This is a genomic window from Subtercola sp. YIM 133946, from assembly GCF_036553535.1.
Lineage (GTDB): Bacteria > Actinomycetota > Actinomycetes > Actinomycetales > Microbacteriaceae > Subtercola.
On sequence record NZ_JAZHPE010000002.1, the window covers coordinates 20,059 to 42,220 of the forward strand.

21 protein-coding genes, 1 tRNA gene, 1 other RNA gene and 1 pseudogene are annotated in these 22,162 nt (G+C 68.5%); 11 read left to right on the forward strand and 13 right to left on the reverse strand.

Annotation, left to right across the window (positions count from 1 at the left end):
* Nucleotides 1-2: 2 nt before the first annotated feature.
* Both V3W46_RS00310 and V3W46_RS00315 read right to left on the reverse strand, forming a co-directional pair.
* Nucleotides 3-1,403 (reverse strand): amidohydrolase family protein, encoded by a 1,401-nt coding sequence (locus tag V3W46_RS00310; protein ID WP_331781086.1) that lies wholly within the window; start codon nt 1,401-1,403, stop codon nt 3-5.
* A gap of 34 nt (nt 1,404-1,437) precedes the next feature.
* Nucleotides 1,438-1,944 (reverse strand): MarR family winged helix-turn-helix transcriptional regulator, encoded by a 507-nt coding sequence (locus V3W46_RS00315; protein WP_331781087.1) that lies wholly within the window; start codon nt 1,942-1,944, stop codon nt 1,438-1,440.
* Between the two features lie 29 nt (nt 1,945-1,973).
* On the opposite strand from V3W46_RS00315, the gene V3W46_RS00320 reads away from it, so the two are divergent.
* Entirely contained in the window at nt 1,974-3,167 is a 1,194-nt protein-coding gene (locus tag V3W46_RS00320) for an FUSC family protein (RefSeq protein WP_331781088.1), read from the forward strand.
* A 131-nt stretch (nt 3,168-3,298) separates the two neighbouring features.
* On the forward strand, nt 3,299-4,531 hold the full coding sequence (gene fdhA, locus V3W46_RS00325; RefSeq protein WP_331781089.1) for a formaldehyde dehydrogenase, glutathione-independent: 1,233 nt from the start codon (nt 3,299-3,301) through the stop codon (nt 4,529-4,531).
* A 78-nt stretch (nt 4,532-4,609) separates the two neighbouring features.
* Here the strand turns inward: fdhA and ssrA are convergent.
* Nucleotides 4,610-5,006: a transfer-messenger RNA gene (ssrA, locus tag V3W46_RS00330) on the reverse strand.
* A 157-nt stretch (nt 5,007-5,163) separates the two neighbouring features.
* Here ssrA and V3W46_RS00335 point away from each other — a divergent pair.
* Complete coding sequence (locus V3W46_RS00335; RefSeq protein WP_331781090.1) at nt 5,164-6,093, forward strand: oxidoreductase; 930 nt, start codon at nt 5,164-5,166, stop codon at nt 6,091-6,093.
* Between the two features lie 115 nt (nt 6,094-6,208).
* Here the strand turns inward: V3W46_RS00335 and smpB are convergent, their stop codons facing one another.
* Entirely contained in the window at nt 6,209-6,685 is a 477-nt protein-coding gene (smpB, locus tag V3W46_RS00340) for an SsrA-binding protein SmpB (RefSeq protein ID WP_116415051.1), read from the reverse strand.
* Nucleotides 6,686-6,900: 215 nt separating this feature from the next.
* On the opposite strand from smpB, the gene V3W46_RS00345 reads away from it, so the two are divergent.
* From V3W46_RS00345 to V3W46_RS00355, 3 genes are all read left to right on the forward strand, one after another.
* The gene (locus tag V3W46_RS00345) at nt 6,901-7,761 is read left to right on the forward strand and encodes a hypothetical protein (RefSeq protein ID WP_331781091.1); all 861 of its coding nucleotides are present in this window, start codon (nt 6,901-6,903) and stop codon (nt 7,759-7,761) included.
* Between the two features lie 97 nt (nt 7,762-7,858).
* A complete protein-coding gene (locus V3W46_RS00350) occupies nt 7,859-9,169 on the forward strand; it encodes a sensor histidine kinase (protein ID WP_331781092.1) in 1,311 nt (436 codons plus the stop codon).
* A complete protein-coding gene (locus V3W46_RS00355; protein WP_331781093.1) occupies nt 9,166-9,981 on the forward strand; it encodes a response regulator transcription factor in 816 nt (271 codons plus the stop codon). Before V3W46_RS00350 ends, V3W46_RS00355 begins: the two co-directional genes overlap by 4 nt.
* 85 nt (nt 9,982-10,066) lie before the next feature.
* Here V3W46_RS00355 and ftsX read toward each other — a convergent pair whose 3' ends face one another.
* The 3 genes from ftsX to prfB form a co-directional block, all read right to left on the reverse strand.
* Nucleotides 10,067-10,984, reverse strand: a complete 918-nt coding sequence (gene ftsX / locus V3W46_RS00360; protein WP_331781094.1) for a permease-like cell division protein FtsX — start codon at nt 10,982-10,984, stop codon at nt 10,067-10,069.
* The gene (ftsE, locus tag V3W46_RS00365; RefSeq protein ID WP_331781095.1) at nt 10,981-12,237 is read right to left on the reverse strand and encodes a cell division ATP-binding protein FtsE; all 1,257 of its coding nucleotides are present in this window, start codon (nt 12,235-12,237) and stop codon (nt 10,981-10,983) included. Before ftsE ends, ftsX begins: the two co-directional genes overlap by 4 nt.
* A gap of 179 nt (nt 12,238-12,416) precedes the next feature.
* Nucleotides 12,417-13,523 carry a peptide chain release factor 2 gene (prfB, locus tag V3W46_RS00370; RefSeq protein ID WP_331781186.1) on the reverse strand — a complete coding sequence of 369 codons (1,107 nt, stop codon included), beginning with the start codon at nt 13,521-13,523 and terminating at the stop codon, nt 12,417-12,419.
* 57 nt (nt 13,524-13,580) lie between these two features.
* Here prfB and V3W46_RS00375 point away from each other — a divergent pair, with 57 nt between their 5' ends.
* The 4 genes and pseudogenes from V3W46_RS00375 to V3W46_RS00390 form a co-directional block, all read left to right on the forward strand.
* Nucleotides 13,581-14,810, forward strand: coding sequence for an MFS transporter (locus V3W46_RS00375; protein ID WP_331781096.1), 1,230 nt, complete (start codon nt 13,581-13,583; stop codon nt 14,808-14,810).
* Between the two features lie 40 nt (nt 14,811-14,850).
* Nucleotides 14,851-14,932: transfer RNA gene (locus V3W46_RS00380), tRNA-Leu, on the forward strand.
* Nucleotides 14,933-14,972: 40 nt separating this feature from the next.
* Nucleotides 14,973-15,746 carry a DedA family protein gene (locus V3W46_RS00385; RefSeq protein WP_331781097.1) on the forward strand — a complete coding sequence of 258 codons (774 nt, stop codon included), beginning with the start codon at nt 14,973-14,975 and terminating at the stop codon, nt 15,744-15,746.
* Nucleotides 15,747-15,752: 6 nt separating this feature from the next.
* Nucleotides 15,753-16,865 (forward strand): annotated as a pseudogene (locus V3W46_RS00390) (cation:proton antiporter); the annotation flags it as partial.
* Nucleotides 16,866-16,917: 52 nt separating this feature from the next.
* On the opposite strand, the gene V3W46_RS00395 reads toward V3W46_RS00390, so the two are convergent.
* The 5 genes from V3W46_RS00395 to murI all read right to left on the reverse strand — a co-directional run bounded on the left by V3W46_RS00395 (nt 16,918) and on the right by murI (nt 20,378).
* Nucleotides 16,918-17,841 carry a cation diffusion facilitator family transporter gene (locus V3W46_RS00395; protein WP_331781098.1) on the reverse strand — a complete coding sequence of 308 codons (924 nt, stop codon included), beginning with the start codon at nt 17,839-17,841 and terminating at the stop codon, nt 16,918-16,920.
* Between the two features lie 42 nt (nt 17,842-17,883).
* Entirely contained in the window at nt 17,884-18,039 is a 156-nt protein-coding gene (locus tag V3W46_RS00400; RefSeq protein ID WP_331781099.1) for a hypothetical protein, read from the reverse strand.
* Nucleotides 18,040-18,119: 80 nt separating this feature from the next.
* Nucleotides 18,120-18,746: an RdgB/HAM1 family non-canonical purine NTP pyrophosphatase gene (rdgB, locus tag V3W46_RS00405; protein ID WP_331781100.1), complete on the reverse strand. Its 627-nt coding sequence runs from the start codon at nt 18,744-18,746 to the stop codon at nt 18,120-18,122.
* Nucleotides 18,747-18,753: 7 nt separating this feature from the next.
* Nucleotides 18,754-19,545: a ribonuclease PH gene (gene rph / locus V3W46_RS00410; RefSeq protein WP_331781101.1), complete on the reverse strand. Its 792-nt coding sequence runs from the start codon at nt 19,543-19,545 to the stop codon at nt 18,754-18,756.
* On the reverse strand, nt 19,542-20,378 hold the full coding sequence (murI, locus tag V3W46_RS00415) for a glutamate racemase (RefSeq protein ID WP_331781102.1): 837 nt from the start codon (nt 20,376-20,378) through the stop codon (nt 19,542-19,544). The genes rph and murI overlap by 4 nt, the downstream gene beginning before the upstream one ends.
* 127 nt (nt 20,379-20,505) lie before the next feature.
* Here murI and V3W46_RS00420 point away from each other — a divergent pair, with 127 nt between their 5' ends.
* Complete coding sequence (locus V3W46_RS00420) at nt 20,506-21,786, forward strand: nicotinate phosphoribosyltransferase (RefSeq protein WP_443069902.1); 1,281 nt, start codon at nt 20,506-20,508, stop codon at nt 21,784-21,786.
* Nucleotides 21,787-21,817: 31 nt separating this feature from the next.
* Here V3W46_RS00420 and V3W46_RS00425 read toward each other — a convergent pair whose 3' ends face one another.
* Nucleotides 21,818-22,120, reverse strand: a complete 303-nt coding sequence (locus tag V3W46_RS00425; RefSeq protein WP_331781104.1) for a DUF3039 domain-containing protein — start codon at nt 22,118-22,120, stop codon at nt 21,818-21,820.
* Nucleotides 22,121-22,162: the final 42 nt, after the last annotated feature.

Sequence of the window (22,162 nt, forward strand, 5' to 3'; positions counted from 1 at the left end):
CCTCACCACGCCAGGTCGAGGCCCGTTCGCGCGGCCGCCGAGCGAACGCGGTCGTGCAGGTTCGCCTGGGCGTCGGCGGTGAGCGGATGCACAGGGCGCCCGTTCTCGGCCGCCAGCACTCCCCCGACGTAGACCTGCTCGAGGTTGCGCAGGCCGCAGGCGAACGCATAGCTGGCGTAGACATCCCACACCGGACCGGTGTCGGGCGACGACGGGTTCACCACCACGAAGTCGGCGAACTTTCCCACCTCGAGGCTGCCCACCCGGTCGGCGACGCCGAGCGCCTCGGCCGAGCCGAGCGTGTGCAGGCGCATCATGTCGCGCGGCATCAGAACAGAGGCGTCCTGGTGCACGGCCCGCTGGGTGTACATGCCGATGCGCATGTTCTGGAACGGGTCGGAGATGTCGGTGCACGACTGGTCGTCGAGCCCGACGCCGATGGGCATACCCAGGTCGCGGTAGCGCGCGATGTCGGCGATGCCCGAGCCGAGGCGGCCGTTCGAGGTGGGCTGCCACACCATGCCGCTGCCCGACGCGGCAGCTCGGGCCGCCATCTGCTCGTCGGGGTGCACGAAGTGCCCGAACAGAAAGCCGTCGCGCAGCGCACCGGCGTCGTCGTACCAGCGGAACTTCTCGCGCTGCTGGTCGAGCGCCTCGCTGGTCTCGAGAAAGTGCGCCTGATTGCCGATGCCGTGGGCATCCATCACACGCACCTCGTCGCGGGCGGCCTGCTCGGCCTCCGACCACTGCACGGCGCCGAACACGCTGGTGCCAAGAGCCAGGTCGGCCGGAACGTCGCTCTGCACGTAGGCCACGGCGTCGGCGAACACCCCGAAGGCCCGGTCGGCGGGCTGGAACTCGCTGTCGAGCCTGATCGAGGTGACCACTCGCAGGCCCGAGTCGCGTGCGGCATCCACCTGTCGCCGCAGGTAGCTCTCGTCGCGAATCGCGTAGATCTCGCGCCGGTCGGTCACCGGGTCGTACCGGCCGACCACTCGCGAATCGGTGAAGTTGTATGCCGAGGTGATGCCGTTCGAGATGAAGTCGAGGCAGCCGTGCAGTGTGAACCAGTAGATGTCGTCGACGCCCGCGCCTGAGATGAACTGCGACTGCGTGCCAACCCAGCCGTAGAGGGTGGCGCCCGGGGTCATGCCGCGCATGCCCGAAGTGAAGATGTGGCTGTGGGCCGAGATGAAACCCGGGGCCACGAAGGCGCCGTGGGCGTCGACGACGGTGCCGGCGCTGCCGGCGCCTGCGGGCTCGGGCGGGTCGCCCGGGCCGAGCCCGGTGATGCAGCCGTCGGCACCCACCGTCAGCCACCCCCTGAACCAGTCGACGCCGTCGGCCATCGGAATGATCACGGCGTTGACGACGGTCAGCAGGGGCGCGGTGTTCTCGGGCATGGGCCCACGCTAGCGACGCAAGAAGACGAACAGGTTACGCGCCGTTTTCGCACGCGAGCAGCAGCGCCCGCAGGCTCGATTCGAGGTGGGCGAGGTCGGCGGCCGTGAGCGTGTGGGCAAGCTCTGCCTCGACGGCGAGCTGGGCGGGCAGGGCCCGGTCGATGCGCTCGCGACCCTCCGGCGTGAGCGTCACCGTGACCACCCGGCCGTCGGATGCACTGCGGTGCCGGCGCGCGAGCCCCGCCTTCTCGAGCTGCACCAGCCGTTTCGTGATCGAGGCGTTCGAGGCGAGCAGAGTGTGCGCGAGTGCCGACGGGGTGGGCGCCGCCGGGGCTCGGCGCACGGCAGAGAGCACGTCGAACTCGCCCCGGCCGATACCGAATTCCGCGAGGCGGCCGTCACTGAGGGCAGTGACGTGCTTGGCCACACGCAGCAGGCGGCCGATGGTGGCGGCGGGGCTCGTGTCGAGCTGCGGATGCACGGCCACCCATTCGGCCCGCAACTCGTCGATGCTGTCTCTTGTCGAAGCCTCTTCGCTCATCCTAGTATTTTACTGGTAAAATAGTTGCGATGTCGACCACACACTTAGCCCGCCCCGCCACCACCTTCACCCGGTCTCTCGTGAGCATCGGCCGCGATGAGAGTGCACCGCGCGCCGCGCTGCGGGTGGGAGTGTCGGTGCTGGTTCCCCTCGTCGTGCTCCTCCTCATCGGGCACATCGAGTGGTCGGTCTACGGCGCGTTCGGCGCGTTCGCCTCGGTGTACGGCCGCAACGTGGCCCAGGGCGCCCGTCTTCGCATGCAGGCCACGGCCGGTCTCGTGATGGTGGTCTCGGTCGTGCTCGGCTCGGCGATCGCCCTGACGCCCCAGCGCGAATGGCTGACGGTCGCCATCGCGAGCGTGTGGGCTGTGGTGGTCGCGCTGCTGTCGCAGGCGGCCAGGTTCACTCCGCCCGGACCGCTCTTCGCGGTCTTCGCCCTGTGCGCGGTGGCGTCGATCCCGGCGACCTCGATCGCCGGGGGCTCGGGGTTCGGCGACGCGCCGGCGGTCAGCATCGTCATCGCGGTGGTCGTGAGTGCGGCATCCGCCGTCTTCGCCCTGCTCGTAGGCCAGGTGGGCGCACTGGCGGCGCGGTCGGTGCAGTCGGCGCAGTCGGCGCAGTCGGTGCAGTCGGTGCAGCGCCGAGCCCCGGGTGAGGCTGTCTCCACGCAACAGCGTGGCTCGGGCGGCCCGACGGCCGGCGCGGCGGCCCTGGCGCGTCTCGCGAGCGTGCTCAGGTCGCGGGCCTCGCTGCTGTCGGCGGCACGCTTCGGCGTGGCGCTGGCTGTCGCGGGTTCGCTGTCGACGGCGCTCGGAATCGGGCATCCGTACTGGGCGATGGTGGCCGCCGTCGTGCCACTGGTCGCCTTCGAACTCGCCCAGACGATGGTTCGCGGAACCCACCGTGTGCTCGGCACCCTGGTGGGCCTGGTGCTCGCCTGGGGCCTGCTGCTGCTGCAGCCCGCCGGGCTCTGGGCCATTCTGCTCGTGGTCGCCCTGCAGGTCGTCGCCGAGCTGATGGTGCTGCGCAACTACGGCGTGGCGCTCATCTTCATCACCCCGCTGGCGCTCGTCATGGTGAGCATGGCGCACCCCACCGATCCCAGCGCCCTCATCGCCGACCGCGGCGTCGAGACCTTGCTCGGCACCCTCGTCGCCGTCGCGGTCGCCCTGGTGTGGTCGGCCGCACGCACCGCCTCGAGCCGCCGGCCGGGCCGCCCCTGACGCCCGCCCGAGGGCGGGTTCTACTCCCCGCACTGCCGGCGGGCAACGGCCTTCCCCCCGACGTGGCAGCCGCCTAGGGTACGGACTGTCGGGAGTCCAACCAGAAACCCGGCGGGTCAAGGAGGACCACAATGTCAGCCAACAGAGCAGTCGCCTACGAGGGGCCGGGCACGGTCGAAGTGATCGACACCGAATACCCGACCTTCGAACTGAAAGACGGGCCGGGCGTGAACCCGGCGAACATCGGGCGGAAGGTGCCGCACGGCGCCATTCTGCGCACGGTGGCCACGAACATCTGCGGGTCAGACCAGCACATGGTGCGTGGTCGCACGACGGCCCCGGTCAATCTCGTGCTCGGCCATGAGATCACCGGCGAGGTCGTCGAGGTCGGCCCCGGTGTCGAATTCATCAAGGTCGGCGACCTCGTGTCGGTGCCGTTCAACATCTCCTGCGGGCGGTGCCGCAACTGCAAAGAACGCAAGACCGGCATCTGCCTGAACGTCAATCCCGACCGGCCCGGCAGCGCCTACGGCTACGTCGACATGGGCGGCTGGGTCGGCGGCCAGGCCGAATACGTGCTCGTGCCGTACGCCGACTGGAACCTGCTGAAGTTTCCCGATCGCGACCAGGCCCTCGAGAAGATCATGGACCTCACGATGCTCTCCGACATCTTTCCCACCGGGTTCCATGGCGCGGTGACCGCGGGCGTGGGGGTCGGTTCGACGGTCTACGTGGCGGGCGCCGGGCCCGTGGGTCTCGCGGCGGCGACCAGTGCCCTGCTGCTCGGAGCCGCGGCGGTGATCGTCGGCGACATGAACGAAGACCGCCTCGCGCAGGCCCGCAGTTTCGGCTGTGAGACGGTCGACCTCACGAAGGGCGACCCGGCCGATCAGATCGAGCAGATCCTCGGCGTGCCCGAGGTCGACTGCGCCGTCGACGCCGTCGGGTTCGAGGCGAAGGGCCACGGGCACGACGCGGGCAAGGAGGCACCGGCCACGGTGCTCAACTCGCTCATGGACATCACGGCGGCGGGCGGTGCGCTGGGCATCCCGGGCCTGTACGTCACGGGTGACCCGGGCGGCATCGACGAAGCCGCACAGAAGGGGTCGCTCTCGCTGAGCCTCGGCACCGGCTGGGCAAAGTCGCTGTCGTTCACCACGGGGCAGTGCCCGGTGATGAAGTACAACCGCGGCCTGATGATGGCGATACTGCACGACCGGGTGTCGATCGCGAAGAACGTCAACGCGAAGGCCATCGGCCTCGAGGATGCGCCGAAGGGCTACGCCGAGTTCGACGCGGGCGCCGCGACGAAGTACGTGCTGAACCCGAACGGCTACCTCGACGGCGTGGCAGCGGCGGCCTAGGCACGGCGCGGCACAACAAGGGCCGCCCGCACCCCAAGGGGACGGGCGGCCGCTCGAACAGCGCGTGACAGCGGCCGGTGGTGGAGATGGGGGGAATTGAACCCCCGTCCACTGCTGTGGTCGTGTGCATTCTACGGGCGTAGCCACTGAAAGCGTTCTACTCGGCCCCGATCTTTGCCAGCGGCAGCCAGATCGACGGGCCCAGTCTCAGTGCATGTCCTTGTGCGCCCTGAGGCTCGACGCACAAGCAATCCCTCTAGATAACGCCAGGCACCGGGTAGAGGGCATTCCCGGACTGACGGTTCCTTAAACGGCTACAAGGAGCTTAGGCTGCGAGAGCGAAAGCGGCCTTGGCGGCCGGAACAGTGCTGTTTGATTTGGCACTTATTGTTTGCACAGATCGTTTACGAGATGACTGTGCATTCTCGACCCGCTTCTCACACTCACTCAGGCAATGTCGAAACCGATCATCCCCCTGAACGAGACACCCGCGTTCGTTGTCGAACTGGGCGAGTCTCGGGCCTCTGTCACGCGCTGTTGAGTTGTTGTTCACCGCAGGTGGATGCCCGGCGAACCGGCCCCACACGCCGCCCTTTCAGGCAGCCCTCTAGTATATGCACTAATCTCGCCCCATGACGACTGCGCCCTGGACCCCGGCCCTTCTCCCCTCGCTCAGCGGTAGGCGCATCGTCATCACGGGGGGCAATGCCGGCCTCGGCTATTGGGCGGCGGAGTTCCTCGCCCGTCGCGGCGCGACCATCGTTCTCGCCGCCCGCAACGAGCAGCGGGCCACCTCGGCGATCGCCTCGATTCTGTCGCGCGCCCCGCGCGGCGACGTGAGCTGGCTGAAGCTCGACGTCGCCGACCTGGGCTCGGTCGAGGAGGCGGCCGGGCAGCTGGCCGGCTCGCGCATCGACGTGCTCATCGCCAACGCCGGCGTGACATCGGCCTCCCCCCGCTCGTTCACGCGCGACGGGTTCGAGCTGATGTTCGGCACCAATGTGCTCGGCCACTTCGCCCTGATCGCCCGGCTGATGCCCACCCTCGTCGACACCCCCGGCTCGCGCGTGATCACGCTCGGCAGCATCTCGCACGAGTTCAACGAGCTCGACCTCGACGACCTGATGAGCGAACGCGACTACTCGAGCTTCCGCACCTACAGCCGCTCGAAGCTCGCCGCCATGCTCATCGCCTTCGAGCTCGACCGGCGCCTGCGCCGGGCGAAGTTGCCCGTGTCGAGCCTGGCCGCTCATCCGGGATTCGCGCTCGACGAGCTGAGCGCGGCCCGGCCCGGCATCAGCAACGGCAAGCCCGCGAACCTGCTCGTGCGTACCGCCCTGCGATCGTTCGCGCACGGCAAAGACGCCGGCGCGCTGCCGGTCGTCCGCGCCGCCGCCGACCCGGTGGCCCGCGGCGGAGAGTACTGGGGGCCCGACGGCTGGCGCCAGCTGAAGGGCAGCCCGATCGTGGTGCGGGCGCGCAACCGCTCACGCGACATCCGCACCGCCTCAGAACTCTGGTCGGCCGCCGAACAGCTCACGGGCACCACGCTCGACGTCTGATCCGACCGACCCGTCTGGCCCGTCTGGCCCGTCCCGTCTGGCCCGTCTGGGCCGTCTGACCCGTCCCGTCTGGCCCGTCTGGGCCCCGTCGCACGCGTCGTGCTGAGAGCGGCGGTCAGTCGCCGAGGTTGCGCTGGGTGCCCATGGCGCGGTCGGCCTCGCGTTTGTCCTGCCGCTCGCGCAGGGTCTGGCGCTTGTCGTACTCGCGCTTGCCCTTGGCCACCGCGAGCTCGACCTTGGCCTTGCCGTCGCTGAAGTACAGCCGCAGCGGCACCAGGGTGTAGCCGCCCTCTTTGACCTTGTTGTGGATCTTCAGAATCTGCGCCTTGTGCAACAGCATCTTGCGCTTGCGGCGCGGCGGGTGGTTGTTCCACGACCCCTGGTTGAACTCGGGGATGTGCACGGCGTCGAGCCACGCCTCCCCGCCGTCGATGTAACCGTAGCCGTCGACGAGCGACGCACGCCCGGCGCGCAGCGACTTGACCTCGGTGCCGGTGAGCACCAGGCCCGCCTCGTAGGTGTCTTCGATGGTGTAGTCGTGGCGCGCCTTGCGGTTGGTCGCGACGACCTTCTCTCCGCGTTCGCGTGGCACGGTTGCTCCTGGCTGGTCGGTTCTGTGGAGTGGTGGATGCCCGGGCGGATGCCCGCGGCAGCCCACTAGTCTATCGAACCGCACGCCCCCGGGTCACCACGAGCGAGTACTAGTACCAACGTCGCATTGCCGGGGCTTCGGCCGCACGAGAGAGTTCAGTCACGAACATGCACGGTGTTCGGCCGCTCCCACATCTGCTCTCGAAAGGCACTCGAATGTCACTCAAACGTAAGCTCGGCCTCGCCGGCACTGCGGCGCTCGTCGCGGCTGCCGTCGTCACCGGCTCGGTCGCCCTCGCGGCTCCGGCCTCGGCGAAGACCGCCGCCACCACCGGCGACTTCAGCGTCACGGTCAACGGCACCACCTACAACCCCGCCTCCGGCAAAGACGTCAAGCTCGACAACCTGAAGGTGACGAGCACCATCGCCGTGCGCGGCGTGAACGTCGGATTCGACATCAGCCCGACCACCCTGGGCGTGTACAACTACACGCTCACCGGTGCACCCGACGCCCAGCGCATGGTCACGAAGCCCACGGCGATCTTCGCCTCGAAGGTTCCGACCCTCACCGCCGCCCAGCGCTCGGGCACCACGCTGAAGAGCCTCGAGCTGAAAGACGACACCCTCACGGTGCTCTTCACCACGGCGGCCGGCAAGGTCAAGGTGCAGGCGAAAGACGGCGCCCAGGGCGGCATCTTCCAGCTCGAGACCGAGTTCGCGGTACCGGTGGAGTTCGTGCACACCCTCGCCCCGGGCATCTTCTACTTCGTGAACCCGTTCACGAACAAGGTCAACTTCGGTGACGGCACCGACGCGGTGACGTCGGGCGCGGGCGCCCACCAGATGCTGCTCGGCAAAGACAGCCCGCAGGTCGCCACCAAGACCTTCCAGAGCGGAACCGTGACGAAGTGGATCGTTCAGCCCGGCGGCCGCCTCGGCGGCGTGCTCGGCGAAGACGCGATCGAACTGTCGCTCGGTGCGAGCAACTGCACCAGCCAGTGCCAGGCGCAGGAGCAGATCCGCGGATCGCTCCCGGTGCCGCCGAACCCCACCGACCCGACGCCGATCGGTGGCTGACAGCACGACGATGACGCCGCCACCCACCACAATGGAGACAATGGGTGAATCGGCAGCACAGGCTGGCCCCGGCTGGCGGGTGGTATCGGGTGGGCGCATGCGCTCACCCGATACCCCGTTCAACCGCAATCGCGTCATCGCCCTGGTGGTGGTGCTGTCGCTCGTCGTCATCTGCGTCGTCGCCGTGATCGGTGTGGCGGCGGCCCGGGCGCTGGCCGAGAGCGAAGCCGTCAGCGATGACGCCAAGACCACCGACCTGGTGGCGCAGACCCTCATCGCCCCGGCGATACCGAACGCTCTGCAGACCGGCGACCCCGCCGCCCTGGCCACGATCGACGAGGTCGTGCGCAACCACGTGCTGAGCCCCTCGATCGTGCGGGTGAAGATCTGGTCGACGGATGGCCGCATTCTGTACTCCGACGAACCGCGGCTCATCGGCCGATCGTTCGAGCTGGGCGACGACGAACTCGAGGCCTTCGCCGGAGACGGCGTTCGGGCAGAGGTGAGCAACCTCAGCGCGCCGGAGAACGTATACGAGCAGCCCGGCGGAAAGCTGCTCGAGGCGTATCGGCGGGTGAACCTGCCCGACGGGCATCCGGTGCTCTTCGAGACGTACTTCGAATACAGCGACGTCGACGCCAGAACCGCCCAGCTCTGGGGCGGGTTCGCGGCCATCACGCTGGGCAGCCTGGTGCTGCTGGTGCTGCTTCTGATTCCGCTGTTCTGGCGCCTGATCAGCCGGCTGCGTCGGGAACAGGTGCAGCGCGAGGCGCTGCTCGAACGGGCGCTCGACGCCTCGGAGGCCGAACGCCGCCGCATCGCCGGCACGCTGCACGATGGGGTGGTGCAGGAACTCGTGGCCACCTCGTTCACCCTGACCGGGCTCGCGCAGCGCACCGAGCCGCACGACGAGCGGCTCGCTGGCGAGCTGCGGGCGGTGGCGGCGACGGTTCGGGGCGGCATCGGCGGCCTGCGCACGCTGCTGGTCGACATCTACCCGCCGAGCCTGTCGATCGAGGGGCTGGCGGCCGCGCTCACCGACCTCGCGACCGCGCTGCGGGCCCGAGACGTCGAGGTGACGCTCGACATCGCCGACGTGGCGTCGCTCGACAGCGACACCGAGCGACTGGTCTACCGCGTCGCGCACGAGACGCTCGCCAACGTGGCCAAGCACGCCTCGGCGTCGCACGTGCTGGTACGGCTCACCCAGACGCCGAAGGCGGTCGAACTGTCGATCGTCGACGACGGCGTCGGTTTCGACGCGGGCGCCAACCTCGACGCCGGCGGCGAACGCCACTTCGGGCTGCGCGTGCTGCGCGATGTCGCCTCTGACGCCGGGGCCCAGCTGCGGCTGCGCACGAGCCCCGGGCACGGCACGGAGTGGCTGCTGCGAGTGGAGCGCCCGTGACCGACGCGACGAACACCCCGCCGGATGCGCCGGGCGTGGCAGGCGTGCCGCGCGGCGTTCAGGGCGTTCCAGGTGGCGTGCCGGGGCTGCCGGGCGGCCAGCCCGTCATCCCGACGGCGATCACCGTTCTGCTCGTCGACGACCACCCCCTGGTGCGGGCGGGGCTGGCCACGCTGATGGCCAACGCGGCCGACCTGAGCGTGGTCGGTGAGGCGGCCGGCGGCGACGACGCGGTTCGGCTGGCGACAGCCCTGCGCCCCGACGTCGTGCTGATGGACCTGTCGATGCCCGGCATCGACGGCGTCGAGGCGACGCGCCGGCTGCTGGCCGTGCATCCGACAGCCGCCGTCGTCATTCTGACCTCGTTCAACAATCAGGCCCGGGTGCGCGATGCCGTTCGGGCCGGAGCGGTCGGCTACCTGCTCAAAGACAGCGAGCCGACGGTGCTGCTCGACGCGGTGCGGTCGGCGGCGCGGGGCGACGCTCCGCTCGACCCCCGGGTGGCTCGCGCCCTCATGCAGCGCCCCGCCGACGGCGCGAGGCCGCCCACCCGGGGCGGGCCCGACTCCCCCGCCGGCGACCAGGGCTCCGGCTCCCTCTCGGGCACCAGCGGCGGCGCCGGCGGCGACGAGCTGAGCGGGCGCGAGGGCCAGGTGCTGCGCTTGATCACCGAGGGTCTGTCGAACAAACAGATCGGCACGCGGCTCGGCATCTCCGAGCGCACGGTGAAGGTGCACGTGAGCAACCTCTTCCGCCGCATCGGCGTGGCCGATCGCACCAGCGCTGCGATGTGGGCACGCGACCACCTCTGACCCGGGACGCCCGCGCGACCGCCGCCCGTGACGTGCCTGCGCCGCCACCCATCGGGTCGGGCGCCAGCACGGCTGCGGCCGAGACTCAGACGCGCAGGTACCTGGTGATGGCGAACTTGGCCGAGACGGCGGCGAGCAGCACCCCGAGCACCACCAGAATCGGAGCGACGATCCACAGGGCATCCTGAACCGTCACGAAGGCGGTGAGGGGCAGCGACTCCTGCAGATAGCCCTGCACGAAGAAGTGCACGATCGCCCAGACGGTCGCGCCGGCCAGCACCGATCCGATGAGCGCGGCGATCACGCCCTCGAGAATGAATGGCGTCTGGATGAACCGATTGGATGCCCCCACCAGCCTCATGATGCCGATCTCCCGCCTGCGTGAGAACGCCGACAGCCTGATCGTGGTGGCGATCAGCAGCACGGCGGCCACGAGCATCAGCACCGCGATGCCGATGGCGGTGTAGCTCGCCGCGTTGAGGATGTTGAAGATCTGCTCGAGGTAACTGCGCTGGTCGACCACGCTGTCGACGCCCGGCTGGGTCGACAGGCTCTCGACGAGCACGTCAGACTGCTGCGGGTCGACCATGTTGATCCAAAAAGTCTGGTTCAGCAGGTCGGGCGTCACGTACTGCGCCACGTCGTTGCCGGCGAACTGCGCCTTGAACTTCTCGTAGGCCTGCTCATGGTTCTCGAACTCGTAGGTCTTGATGAACGGGGCGAGGGTCGAGCCCTTGAGCATGGCGTCGACGGCGGCGATCTGGTCGTCGGTGGCCTCGCCGTTCGCGCAGTTGGCGCTGCCGGAGGTGGCAGTGCACATGTAGACGGCGACCTGCGCCTTGTCGTACCAGTAGCCCTTCATCTGGCCGATCTGCATCTGCAGCAGAATGGCCGAACCCACGAAGGTGAGCGAGATGAAGGTGACGAGCACGACCGAGATGACCATGGCCATGTTGCGACGCAGGCCGGTGCCGACCTCGCCGAGGATGAGCGCGAATCTCACGACGTGGGGCCCACATTCTGGTCGGCAGAGGTATCGTGGCTCGCCCCGGGCGCGCGCAGGCCGAGCTTCTCGGCGAGGCTGATCTGCCCGGTGGTGAGGTCTTCGACGGGGTCTGCTGCGGGTTCGGGATGCTCGGGCACGAGCCGCCCGGTCGTCGGGTCGACCACCTCGGCGGCCCCGGCGGGCGCCTCTGCGGCGGGCAGCACGTCATTCTGGGCCGGCGGGAAGAACAGCGGTTCGTCTTCTGGCAGGCGAGAGACGGGGATGCCCGAAGTGGGGATACCCGAGGTGGGAACGCGCGGCACGACCGGCAACGACGGGGCCGGAGCCGGAGCCGGTGCTGCGGCGGCTGCCGCGGCGGGGACACCGGGCTCGATGGTCGCGGTCGTCGTGCCACTCGTCGACGGGGCGGCGGGCGCGGTGGAGGAGGCCGCGGCGGCAGCGGGAACCGATGTGGCCGCCGTGACCAGCGGTCGCTCGATGGCACCCGTGGCCTGCATGCGCAGCGAGAGCGGGTCGGGCCGGGTGATCTCGGCCGTCATGCCGCTGTCTTGCAGGCTGACCTCGGTGGTGACGCCATAGCCGCCCTCGCGGTCGTCGCGCACCACAGAGCCGCTGACGAGTTCGACGACGCGGCGCTGCATCTGGTCGACGATGGCGTTGTCATGGGTGGCCATGATGATGGTGGTGCCGCCGGCGTTGATGCGGTCGAGCACGTTCATGATGCCGGCGCTGGTGACCGGGTCGAGGTTGCCCGTCGGCTCGTCGGCGAGCAAAATGGCGGGCTTGTTCACCACCGCGCGGGCGATGGCCACGCGCTGCTGCTCACCGCCCGAGAGCTCGTGGGGCAGCCGGTTGGCCTTCTCGGCGAGCCCGACCATCTGCAGAACATCCGGAACTGCCTCCTGGATGAAGCCGCGCGACTTGCCGATCACCTGCAGCGTGAAGGCGACATTGTCGAACACGTTCTTGTTCGGCAGCAGCCGGAAGTCCTGGAAGACGACGCCGAGGTTGCGCCTGAAGTAGGGCACCTTTCGCGACGAGATCGACCCGAGGTCTTGCCCGAGCACGTGGATGCTGCCGCCGGTGGGCCGGTCTTCCTTCAGCACCAGCCGCAGGAACGACGACTTGCCCGACCCCGAGGCACCGACGAGGAAGACGAACTCGCCGCGCAGAATCTCGAGGTCGATCGAGTTGAGCGCCGGCTTCGCCGTGCCCTTGTACATCTTGGATACCTGGTCGAATCGAATCATTTCGTGACGAGCCTAAGCAGCGGTTCGCGCATCGGGCCACAGCGACGCGCCCAATCCGAAGGCTTGGAGAAGCCTGAAAGCCGCTGGTTGAGTAGCGACGCGCAGCGACGCGTATCGAAACCTGGCGTCGGTTTCGATACGGCCCGCTGTGCAGGCCTACTCAACCAGCGAGCGGCGCGTCAGTCTTGCTTGCGCTTGCGCCAGCGGATGCCCGCCGAGATGAACCCGTCGAGATCGCCGTCGAACACGTGGGTGGGGTTGTTCACCTCGTAGTCGGTGCGCAGGTCTTTGACCATCTGGTAGGGCGCCAGAACGTAGCTGCGCATCTGGTCGCCCCAGCTGGCGGTGATGTTGCCGGCCAGTTCTTTCTTCGTGGCGTTCTCCTGCTCACGCTGCAGCAGCAGCAGACGCGACTGCAGCACGCGCAGGGCCGCGGCCCGGTTCTGGATCTGGCTCTTCTCATTCTGGCAGCTCACGACGATGCCGGTGGGCAGGTGCGTGATGCGCACCGCCGAGTCGGTGGTGTTCACCGACTGGCCGCCCGGGCCCGACGACCGGAAGACGTCGACACGGATGTCGCTCTCGGGCACCTCGACCACATCGGTCTGCTCGATCAGCGGCACGACCTCGACCGCGGCGAAGCTGGTCTGGCGCTTGCCTGCCGAGTTGAACGGGCTCATGCGCACCAAGCGGTGGGTGCCGGCCTCCACCGACAGGGTGCCGAAGGCGTAGGGCGAGTCGATCTCGATCGTGGCGCTCTTGATGCCCGCCTCTTCGGCGTAGCTGGTGTCGAGCACGGTGGTGGGATGCCCGTGCTGTTCGGCCCAGCGCAGGTACATGCGCATCAGCATCTCGGCGAAGTCGGCCGCATCGACGCCGCCCGCACCGGCACGGATGGTGACGACCGCCGCCCGGGGGTCGTATTCGCCGTTCAGCAGGGTCTGCACCTCGAGCTCGCCGAGCACCTTCGTGAGGCTGGCCAGCTCGGCCTGGGCCTCGGCGACGTACGTCTCGTCTGATTCGTCGTTGGCCAGCTCGACCATGATCTCGAGGTCGTCGAGTCGCGAGTCGATGCTGCGGATCTTGGCGAGCTCGGCCTGCCGGTGCGACAGCGCGCTGGTGACCTTCTGGGCCTTGTCGGTGTCGTTCCACAGATCGGGCACACCCGCCTGCTCGCTGAGGTCGGCGATCTGCGCCTCGAGACCGTCGACATCGACGACCGTTCGAATGTCGCTGAAGGTCGAGCGGAGGGCCGCGATCTGCTCTGAGAGGTCAAGTTCTAGCACGGTCATCCATCGTACCCGCGCCTGCTGACCACCCACCCCGCGTAAACTGCTTAACAAATGAGTACTATCGAGCCGGCATTCACGTACCGATCGATCGCTCTCCCGGCCCTTGTGCCGTCGCTGCTGTTCGCCATCGGCGAGGGCTCGGTCATCCCCGTCATCCCCGCGATCGCCTCGAACCTCGGCGCCACGCTCGCCGTCGCCGGCTTCATCGCCGGCATGACGATGCTCGGGCAGCTCGCCGGCGACATTCCGAGCGGCTGGGTCGTCAGCCGTATCGGCGAGCGCCGCGCCATGATCTATGCCGCATGCCTCGCCATCGTCGCCACCGTGCTCTGCATGCTCGCAACCGCTCCCCTTCTGTTCGGCATCGGCATCTTCTTCATCGGGTTGGCCGCTGCGGTCTTCGCCCTCGCCCGGCACGCCTTCATGACGACGTTCGTACCGATCGAGTACCGGGCGAGGGCGCTGTCGACCCTCGGCGGCACCTTTCGGCTCGGCTGGTTCGCGGGGCCCTTTCTCGGCGCCGCGATCATCGCCCTGAGCGGCACCTCGCAGTCGGTGTTCTGGATTCAGGGGCTCTGCGCCCTGGCGGTGATCGTGCTGCTGCTCGTGGTGCCCGACCCCACCGAGAAACTGGCTAAACCGGATGCCGGCGAGACGTTCGTGGCCGACGAGGCCGCCGGGCTGTTCACGACGCTCTACGCCTACCGCGGGCTGCTGCTGCGGCTCGGCTCTGGTGTGGCCATCGTCGGCGCACTGCGAGCGAGCAGAACGGTCATCCTGCCGCTCTGGGCGGTCAGCCTCGGGCTCGGCGAGGCGAACACCGCGCTGATCGTGGGCATCGGCGGGGCGATCGACTTCGGCCTGTTCTACACCAGCGGGCAGATCATGGACAGGTTCGGCCGGCTGTGGAGTGCCATCCCGTCGATGACCGGCATGGGGCTCTGCCTCGTGGTGCTCGCGTTCACCCACGATCTGCCCGGCGCGATCGCCTGGTTCATCGTGATCACGGTTCTGCTCGGGTTCTCGAACGGCATCGGCAGCGGCATCATGATGACCCTCGGCGCCGACCTCGCCCCGCCGGCCAACCCTGCGCCCTTCCTCGGCGCCTTCCGGTTCACCAGCGACGCGGGCACCGCCGCCGCACCCCTTGTGATCGCGCTGGTCGTCGCCCTCGCCTCGCTGCCGCTCGCTGTGGGTCTGATGGGGCTGCTCGGCTTCGTCGGCGCGGGGGTGCTGCTGCGCACTGTTCCCCGCTACGTTCCCCGAAAACTCGCGCGCTGACCCGTTACACTGTCACCCATTACACTGGGGGTGTTTCTCTGCGGGAGTGGTGAAATCGGTATACACGCAGGTTTTAGGTACCTGTGCTTTCGAGCGTGAGGGTTCAAGTCCCTTCTCCCGCACGCCAACGCCCTCGACCCTCGTGACTGGAGCCTGACCCCGATGCACACCGCGCTCATCCCGTGGCTCGACCCGAACACGCTCATCCACTCCTTCGGGCCGTTCGCCCTGCTGGGCATCTGCTTCATCATCTTCGCCGAGACGGGTCTGCTGGTCGGCTTCGTGCTGCCCGGCGACACGCTGCTGTTCTTCACCGGCCTGCTCACCTTCGCCGGCACCCAGCCGAACTCGACCGGCGGCATCGCCATCTCGATCTGGCTCGTGGCGCCGGCCGTCGCCCTGGCCGCCTTCCTCGGCGGAGAAGTGGGGTACCTGATCGGGCGCAAGGCGGGCCCGCGGGTGTTCGAGCGCAAGGAGTCGGGGTTCTTCAGCATCAAGAACGTCGAACGCACCAACGCCTTCTTCGAGCGCTTCGGCGGTTTCGCCGTGGTCATCGCGCGGTTCGTTCCCGTGGTGCGCACGTTCGCGCCGGTGGCGGCCGGCGTCGGCAAGATGAACTACCGCAAGTACAGCCTGTACAACGCGATCGGCGCCATCATCTGGGGCGGCGGGTTCGTGCTGCTCGGCTTCTTCCTCGGGCAGATCCCCGTGGTCGCCACCTTCACCGAGAAGTACATCGACATCGTGCTGCTGGCCGTCGTGGTCATCACGCTGGTGCCGACGGTCATCCACACCGTCTCGTCGGCGCGCAAGTCGCGCAAGCTGGCAGCCGCGGCCGACGCCGACGTGGTCGAGGCCACGGGTGCCGCCGAAGAGCTGCTGCTCGACCCGACGGTGTTCGACCGTCACCACGACAAGAACCGCAACGCCGAGTAGCCCCTCGTGAACGAGGCTTTCGCGTCTCTGGTCGTCGTCGTTCTCGTCGCCGCCGCGGCGCCGCTCATCGTCGACCTCATTCCGGGGCCCATCCGCATACCCCAGGTGGCGCTGCTGCTCGTCGGCGGCGTGCTCATCGGGCCCGCGGTGCTGCATGCGGCCGACCCCGGCGACATCTCGCTCTTCTCGACCATCGGCATGGGCTTCCTCTTCCTGCTGGCCGGCTACGAACTCGACCCGAAGATCTTCGCCGAGAAGGCGGGCAAGCTCGCGCTCTGGGCGTGGCTGTCGACGATCGTGCTGGCTGCGCTCGTGGTCTTCGGGCTGTTCGCGCTGAAGGTCATCGACTCACCCGTGGTGCTGACCATCGCCCTCAGCACCACGGCGCTCGGCACGCTCATCCCGATCCTCAAAGAACACGGCATGTTCGACACGAAGTTCGGTCGCTACATCATCGCGGCGGGTGCCGTGGGCGAGCTCGCACCGATCATCGCCATGGCGCTCTTCCTGGGCACGCGCGGCACGATCGCCGCCTTCATCGCGCTCGTGATCTTCCTGGGCGTGGTCGCCCTCGCTTCGCTCGCGAAGTTCAACGTGCTGCCGGCGAGCTTTCTCGAGCTCGTCGAACGGCGGCGGCACTCGACGTCGCAGCTGGTGCTGCGCCTGGTGATCGCGCTGCTTTTCGTGCTGCTCTTCGTGTCGAGTGCGTTCGGCTTCGACAGCGTGCTCGGCGCCTTCGCGGCCGGCATGCTGCTGCGCCGCTGGTCGCCCGCCGGGTCGGAGATTCTCGAGATCAAACTCGAGGCGGTCGGCTACGGCTTCTTCATTCCGCTGTTCTTCATCTACTCGGGCATGACGCTCGATCTCGCGTCGATCATGGCCAACCCGGCCCCGCTCGTGATCTTCTTCTTCGCGATGCTGCTCATCCGTGGCGCGCCGGCCCTGTTCTGGTACCGCGCCGAACTGCCGGTGCGGGAACGATTCGAGCTCGTGTTCTTCGGTGCGACGGCGTTACCGCTGCTGGTGGCGCTCACCGAGATCGGCGTGAACAACGGAGTCATGACGAAGGAGGCCGAGGCCAGCCTCGTCGGCGCGGGTGCTCTCTCGGTGCTGCTCTTTCCGATCATCGCGGTGGCCATCTCGAAGGCCAGACACCTCGACGGGCTCTCGGTCAGCGATGCTGCTCGTGTTCGTGACCTGCATGCTCGGCCGGTTCGAGCTGAAACGTCGAGTGACCCACGTCGAAGTGCTGCGACAGACACTCCGAGAGGCGATCAAGAAGGAGCCCTGTAGTACCGTCGGCGAAGATCTGGCTGTCGACCACGACGTGCGCCGAGAAGACCGGCTCGCCCGACGTGATCGCCCACACATGAACGTCGTGAACGTCGGTGACGCCGTCGGTGCCGAGGATGTGCTCCCGGATCTTCTGCACGTCGGTCTCTTTCGGCGTCGACTGGATGAGCACAGCGACCACATCGCGCAACAGCATCACGGCCCGCGGCACGATCATCACCGCGATGGCGAGCGAGGCGATGGCGTCGGCCTGCACGAAGCCCGTGACCAGGATGACGATGGCCGCCACGATGACGGCGATCGAGCCGATGGTGTCGCCGAGCACCTCGAGGTAGGCGCCCCGCATGTTGAACGAGGCGGTGTCACCGCCCCGCAGCACCAGCAGAGCGCACACGTTGGCCACCAGGCCGATCGAGGCGATCACGAGCATGATGCCGCCCTGCACGTGGTCAGTCTCGGGCGCGAGCAGGCGCGAGACGCCCTCGACGGCCACGAACACACCGACGATCACCAGGATCAGGCCGTTGAGCAGCGCCGCCAGAACTTCGGCGCGCTGAAAGCCGAAGGTGTGCCGGTCTGACGCCGGGCGCAGGGCGATCACCGAGGCGACGAGGGCGATGATCAACCCGAAGAGGTCGGAGAACATGTGCCCGGCATCCGCCAGCAGCGCAAGTGACCCGCTGACGACCGCGCCGCCGATCTCGACGAGCAGCACGAGGCTGACGATGCCGATGGCGATGCCGAGTCGCGCCCGGTTCGTCGAACCGTGCGCGTGACTGTGACCCTCGCCGTGCCCGCTCATTGCTAACAGACTAGACGAACATGCGGTGGCCGGGGCGGCTGCTCAGGCCGAACCGTCGGCCGGTTCGCCGTTCGACGGCGGCGTGGGGCCTGCGGCGTTGACCTGCTCGATCTGGGCCCAGGTGTTGTAGCCGACCACGACCGAGAGCACGATACCGGCCACGCTCAGTGCCGTTCGCAGTTTCGACGTTCTCATCATCACCGCCGCCTCCGTTCCACCTCGAGTCTGCGACTCGAGACTGTGCACGGGCTATGCGTGCGCCGAAGGTCTGCCGTGGGTCAGCTGGTCGTCGCCTCGAAGGCCCGTCTCAGCACGGGAACGGCCGCCGCGAGCGCGATCGCGCGATGACTGATCGCATTCTTCTCAGCCGGCGAGAGCTCGGCGGCCGTCACGGCAAGGCCGTGGGGAATGAACAGGGGGTCGTAGCCGAAACCGTTCGACCCGCTGGCCCGGCGGGCCAGTCGGCCGCGCCAGAGGCCCTCGACGGTCTCTTCGACGGCGGGGGCATCCGTACCGCCCGGCTCGGGCACGACCAGCGCGATCGTGCAGGCGAACGCCGCGCCGCGATGCTCGTCGAGCACGTCGCCCAGTTGGTCGAGCAGCAGGTCGCGGTTCGCCGCGTCTCCCCTGCCGTGGCCGGCCCAGCGTGCGGAGAAGATGCCGGGGGCGCCGTTCAAGACATCGATGCAGAGCCCGGAGTCGTCGGCGAGGGCCGGCAGGCCGGTGTGCGCCGCCGCAGCCCGGGCCTTGATGAGGGCGTTCTCGGCGAAGGTGACGCCGTCTTCGACGGGCTCGGGGCCATCGTAGGCGACGATCTCGAGGTCGGGCAGGCTCTCACCGAGCAGTGCCTGGAACTCTTCGACCTTGTGCTGGTTGTGCGTGGCCAGAACCACCCTGATCGTCATTCTGCCGTCAATCGTCGAGGTTCAGGGCCAGCTGCTGCACCCGTGCGAGCTCGGCCGTGCCGGTCAGGGCGAGGTCGAGCAGGGAGTCGAGCTCGGCGCGGTCGAACGGTGCGCCCTCGGCGGTGCCCTGCACCTCGACGAAGAGTCCGCGCCCGGTCACCACGACGTTCATGTCGGTCTCGGCGCGTACGTCTTCGACGTACGCCAGGTCGAGCATCGGTTCACCGTCGATGATGCCCACCGAGACCGCCGAGACGCTGTCGATCAGCGGCTTCGCCTTCTGCCCGATGAACTTCTTGCCGCGGGCCCATTCGATGGCGTCGACCATGGCCACATACGCGCCGGTGATGGCGGCGGTGCGTGTGCCGCCGTCTGCCTGCAGCACGTCGCAGTCGATCACGATGGTGTTCTCGCCCAGCGCCTTCAAGTCGACGACGGCCCGCAGCGAGCGACCGATCAGCCGCGAGATCTCGTGGGTGCGGCCGCCGATCTTGCCCTTGACCGACTCACGGTCGGTGCGGCTGTTGGTCGCCCGGGGCAGCATGGCGTACTCGGCGGTGACCCAGCCCTTGCCCTTGCCCGACATCCAGCGCGGCACGCCGTTCGTGAACGACGCGGTGCAGAGCACCTTCGTGTTGCCGAACGAGATGAGCGCCGACCCCTCGGCCTGCGTGCTCCAGCCCCGCTCGATGGTGACGTCGCGCAGGTCGTCTATGCGGCGCCCGTCAGTGCGCACCGTGGTGCTCTCGGCACCGATCTGCGCTGAGCTGGCCTGCCCTGCGTGCGAGTGGTCGGTCATGGGGTCTCCTTGAGAAGGGGCGGCAGTGAGATGACTCCGGTCTCGACGAGGTCGACGCGCGACACTTCGGGGCCGAGAAACTGGTGGGCGAGGCGCAGAAACTCGTCGGCACTCTCGCCGGTGGCCTCGTAGCGGTAGCTCGGCGCCGTTCGGCTGGTGCGCTGGATGCCCAGGCCCACCAGTTCGCGATACACATCGTTGGCCGTCTCGGTGTCACTCGACACCAGCGAGACGCCGTCGCCCATCAGCACGCCGATCGCGCCCTTCAGAAACGGATAGTGCGTGCATCCCAGCACCACCGTGTCGACCCCAGCCCGCTTCAGCGGCGCCAGGTATTCGGCCGCGACCGAGAGCAGCTCAGGGCTCGACGTGTCACCCGCCTCGACGAAGTCGACGAACCGCGGGCAGGCCTCGCTGAACAGTTCGAGGTGCGGCGCGGCGGCGAAGGCGTCGTTGTACGAGCGGGAGTTGATGGTGCCGAGCGTTCCGATCACGCCGACGCGGTTATTGCGGGTGGCGCGAACGGCCGCCCGAACGGCGGGCTGGATTACCTCGATCACGGGCAGCGTGTACCGCTCCCGGGCATCCCGCAGCATTGCAGCGGAGGCCGTGTTGCAGGCGATGACGAGCATCTTGACGCCCTGCGCCACGAGGTCGTCGAGCACAGCGAGGGCATACTCACGAACCTCGGCGAGCGGCTTGGGGCCGTAGGGCGAGTGCGCGGTGTCGCCGACGTAGAGCAGCGACTCCCCTGGCAACTGGTCGCGGATGGCGCGGGCCACGGTGAGACCGCCGACACCGGAATCGAAGATGCCAATCGGTGCGTCGCTCACGGGCGTCAAGCTTATACGGCTCGCCTGACCGGTCGCTGGCGGGCACGGGCGTAGGCTCGGCAGGGTGAGTTCGACACCTGCCGCGGCGCCATCGACCGCCCTCCTCACCGACCGCTACGAGCTCACCATGCTCGACGCCGCCCTGCGCGACGGCACCGCAGGGCGCTCGTGCCTCTTCGAGGTGTTCGCCAGGTCGCTGCCGCACGATCGCCGCTACGGCGTGGTGGCGGGCACCGGTCGTGCCCTCGAACTCGTGCGCGACTTCCGGTTCGGCGAGGCCGAGCTCGACTGGTTGCGGCAGAACGACGTGGTGAGTGCGCCCACGCTCGACTGGCTCGCCGACTACCGGTTCAGCGGAACCATTCGCGGGTACCGCGAAGGTGAGCTGTACTTTCCCGGGTCGCCGATTCTCACGGTCGAGTCGTCGTTCGCCGAGGGGGTCATCCTCGAGACGCTGCTGCTGAGCGTCTTCAACTACGACTCGTCGGTGGCGAGCGCGGCGGCGCGCATGGTCTCGGCTGCGGCCGGGCGGCCACTGGCCGAGATGGGCTCGCGGCGCACCGGCGAGCGGTCTGCCGTGGCCGCCGCGCGGGCCGCGTACATCGCCGGGTTCTCGGCCACCTCGAACCTCGAGGCCGGCCGCAGCTGGGGCGTGCCCACGATGGGCACCGCCGCGCATGCGTTCACTCTGCTGCACGACACCGAAGAAGAGGCGTTCGAATCACAGGTCGCCTCGATGGGCCCAGGCACGACCCTGCTCATCGACACCTTCGACGTCGACGCGGGCGCCGACCTGGCCGTGCGCGTGGCCGGCCGTGAGCTCGGTGCGGTGCGGCTCGACTCGGGCGACCTGCCTGCGCTGGTGGCCTCGGTGCGGGCGAGACTGGATGCTCTCGGTAACACCGACACGAAGATCACGGTGACGAGCGACCTCGACGAGTACACGATCGCGGCGCTCTCGGGCACCCCCGTCGACTCGTACGGGGTCGGCACCTCGGTGGTCACCGGCAGCGGTTCGGTGGCGGCCGGAATGGTCTACAAGCTCGTCGCTCACACCGACGACGACGGCTCGTGGGTGTCAGTGGCGAAGCGATCGGCCAAGAAGACCTCGGTCGGCGGGCGCAAGATCGCACTGCGCCGGCTCGGCTCCGACGGCCTGGCCACCGCCGAGGTGCTCTACATCGACTCCGACGTCGACGGGGCCGAGCCGACGAAATCACGCCTGCTCGGCGAGGTGCTGGTGCAGAACGGCGTCATCGACGAGCGGTTCGTCGGGCCGCAGGGCGTTCAGGCGGCCAGGGAGCACCACGCGCGGGTCGTGCGGGAGCTGCCCGAGCAGGCGTTCCGGCTGGCGCGCGGCGGAGAGCCGGTCATCCCGACCGAGTATGTGACGGCGCCGACGCCCTAGCGCCGCGTTCGCGTTGCCCCTGGGTGGCGCATCACTCGTCTTGCATCTTCTCGTAGATCTCTTTGCAGGTCGGGCAGACGGGAAACTTGTCGGGGTCACGGCCCGGCACCCACTTCTTGCCGCAGAGCGCCTTCACCGGCTTGCCGGTCATGGCCGACTCGAGAATCTTCTCTTTCTGCACGTAGTGCGAGAAGCGCTCGTGATCGCCGGGCTCGACATGCTCGTTCTCGAGCATCTCTTCGAGCTCACGCTCGAGGGTCGCCGTTCCGCCGCCGTCGGGGAGGCTGCCGGGGGCGCCGGGGTCGGCGATGGATGCTCGGGGCGAAATGTACATGCAAAAATTGTAGCCCGGCCAGCGTGCAGGGTGGCGGCTCGC

What these genes read in the sequence shown, in the direction of transcription:
- V3W46_RS00400 (WP_331781099.1), bottom strand. Translation starts at nt 18,039, where the DNA reads ATGATGAGAACGTCGAAACTGCGAACGGCACTGAGCGTGGCCGGTATC.
- rph (WP_331781101.1), bottom strand. Translation starts at nt 19,545, where the DNA reads ATGACCGACCACTCGCACGCAGGGCAGGCCAGCTCAGCGCAGATCGGT.
- V3W46_RS00335 (WP_331781090.1), top strand. Translation starts at nt 5,164, where the DNA reads ATGACGACTGCGCCCTGGACCCCGGCCCTTCTCCCCTCGCTCAGCGGT.
- V3W46_RS00420 (WP_443069902.1), top strand. Translation starts at nt 20,506, where the DNA reads ATGCTCGACGCCGCCCTGCGCGACGGCACCGCAGGGCGCTCGTGCCTC.
- V3W46_RS00395 (WP_331781098.1), bottom strand. Translation starts at nt 17,841, where the DNA reads ATGAGCGGGCACGGCGAGGGTCACAGTCACGCGCACGGTTCGACGAAC.
- V3W46_RS00425 (WP_331781104.1), bottom strand. Translation starts at nt 22,120, where the DNA reads ATGTACATTTCGCCCCGAGCATCCATCGCCGACCCCGGCGCCCCCGGC.
- V3W46_RS00350 (WP_331781092.1), top strand. Translation starts at nt 7,859, where the DNA reads ATGCGCTCACCCGATACCCCGTTCAACCGCAATCGCGTCATCGCCCTG.
- rdgB (WP_331781100.1), bottom strand. Translation starts at nt 18,746, where the DNA reads ATGACGATCAGGGTGGTTCTGGCCACGCACAACCAGCACAAGGTCGAA.
- V3W46_RS00385 (WP_331781097.1), top strand. Translation starts at nt 14,973, where the DNA reads ATGCACACCGCGCTCATCCCGTGGCTCGACCCGAACACGCTCATCCAC.
- fdhA (WP_331781089.1), top strand. Translation starts at nt 3,299, where the DNA reads ATGTCAGCCAACAGAGCAGTCGCCTACGAGGGGCCGGGCACGGTCGAA.
- ftsE (WP_331781095.1), bottom strand. Translation starts at nt 12,237, where the DNA reads ATGATTCGATTCGACCAGGTATCCAAGATGTACAAGGGCACGGCGAAG.
- V3W46_RS00375 (WP_331781096.1), top strand. Translation starts at nt 13,581, where the DNA reads ATGAGTACTATCGAGCCGGCATTCACGTACCGATCGATCGCTCTCCCG.
- V3W46_RS00315 (WP_331781087.1), bottom strand. Translation starts at nt 1,944, where the DNA reads ATGAGCGAAGAGGCTTCGACAAGAGACAGCATCGACGAGTTGCGGGCC.
- V3W46_RS00345 (WP_331781091.1), top strand. Translation starts at nt 6,901, where the DNA reads ATGTCACTCAAACGTAAGCTCGGCCTCGCCGGCACTGCGGCGCTCGTC.
- V3W46_RS00320 (WP_331781088.1), top strand. Translation starts at nt 1,974, where the DNA reads ATGTCGACCACACACTTAGCCCGCCCCGCCACCACCTTCACCCGGTCT.
- V3W46_RS00310 (WP_331781086.1), bottom strand. Translation starts at nt 1,403, where the DNA reads ATGCCCGAGAACACCGCGCCCCTGCTGACCGTCGTCAACGCCGTGATC.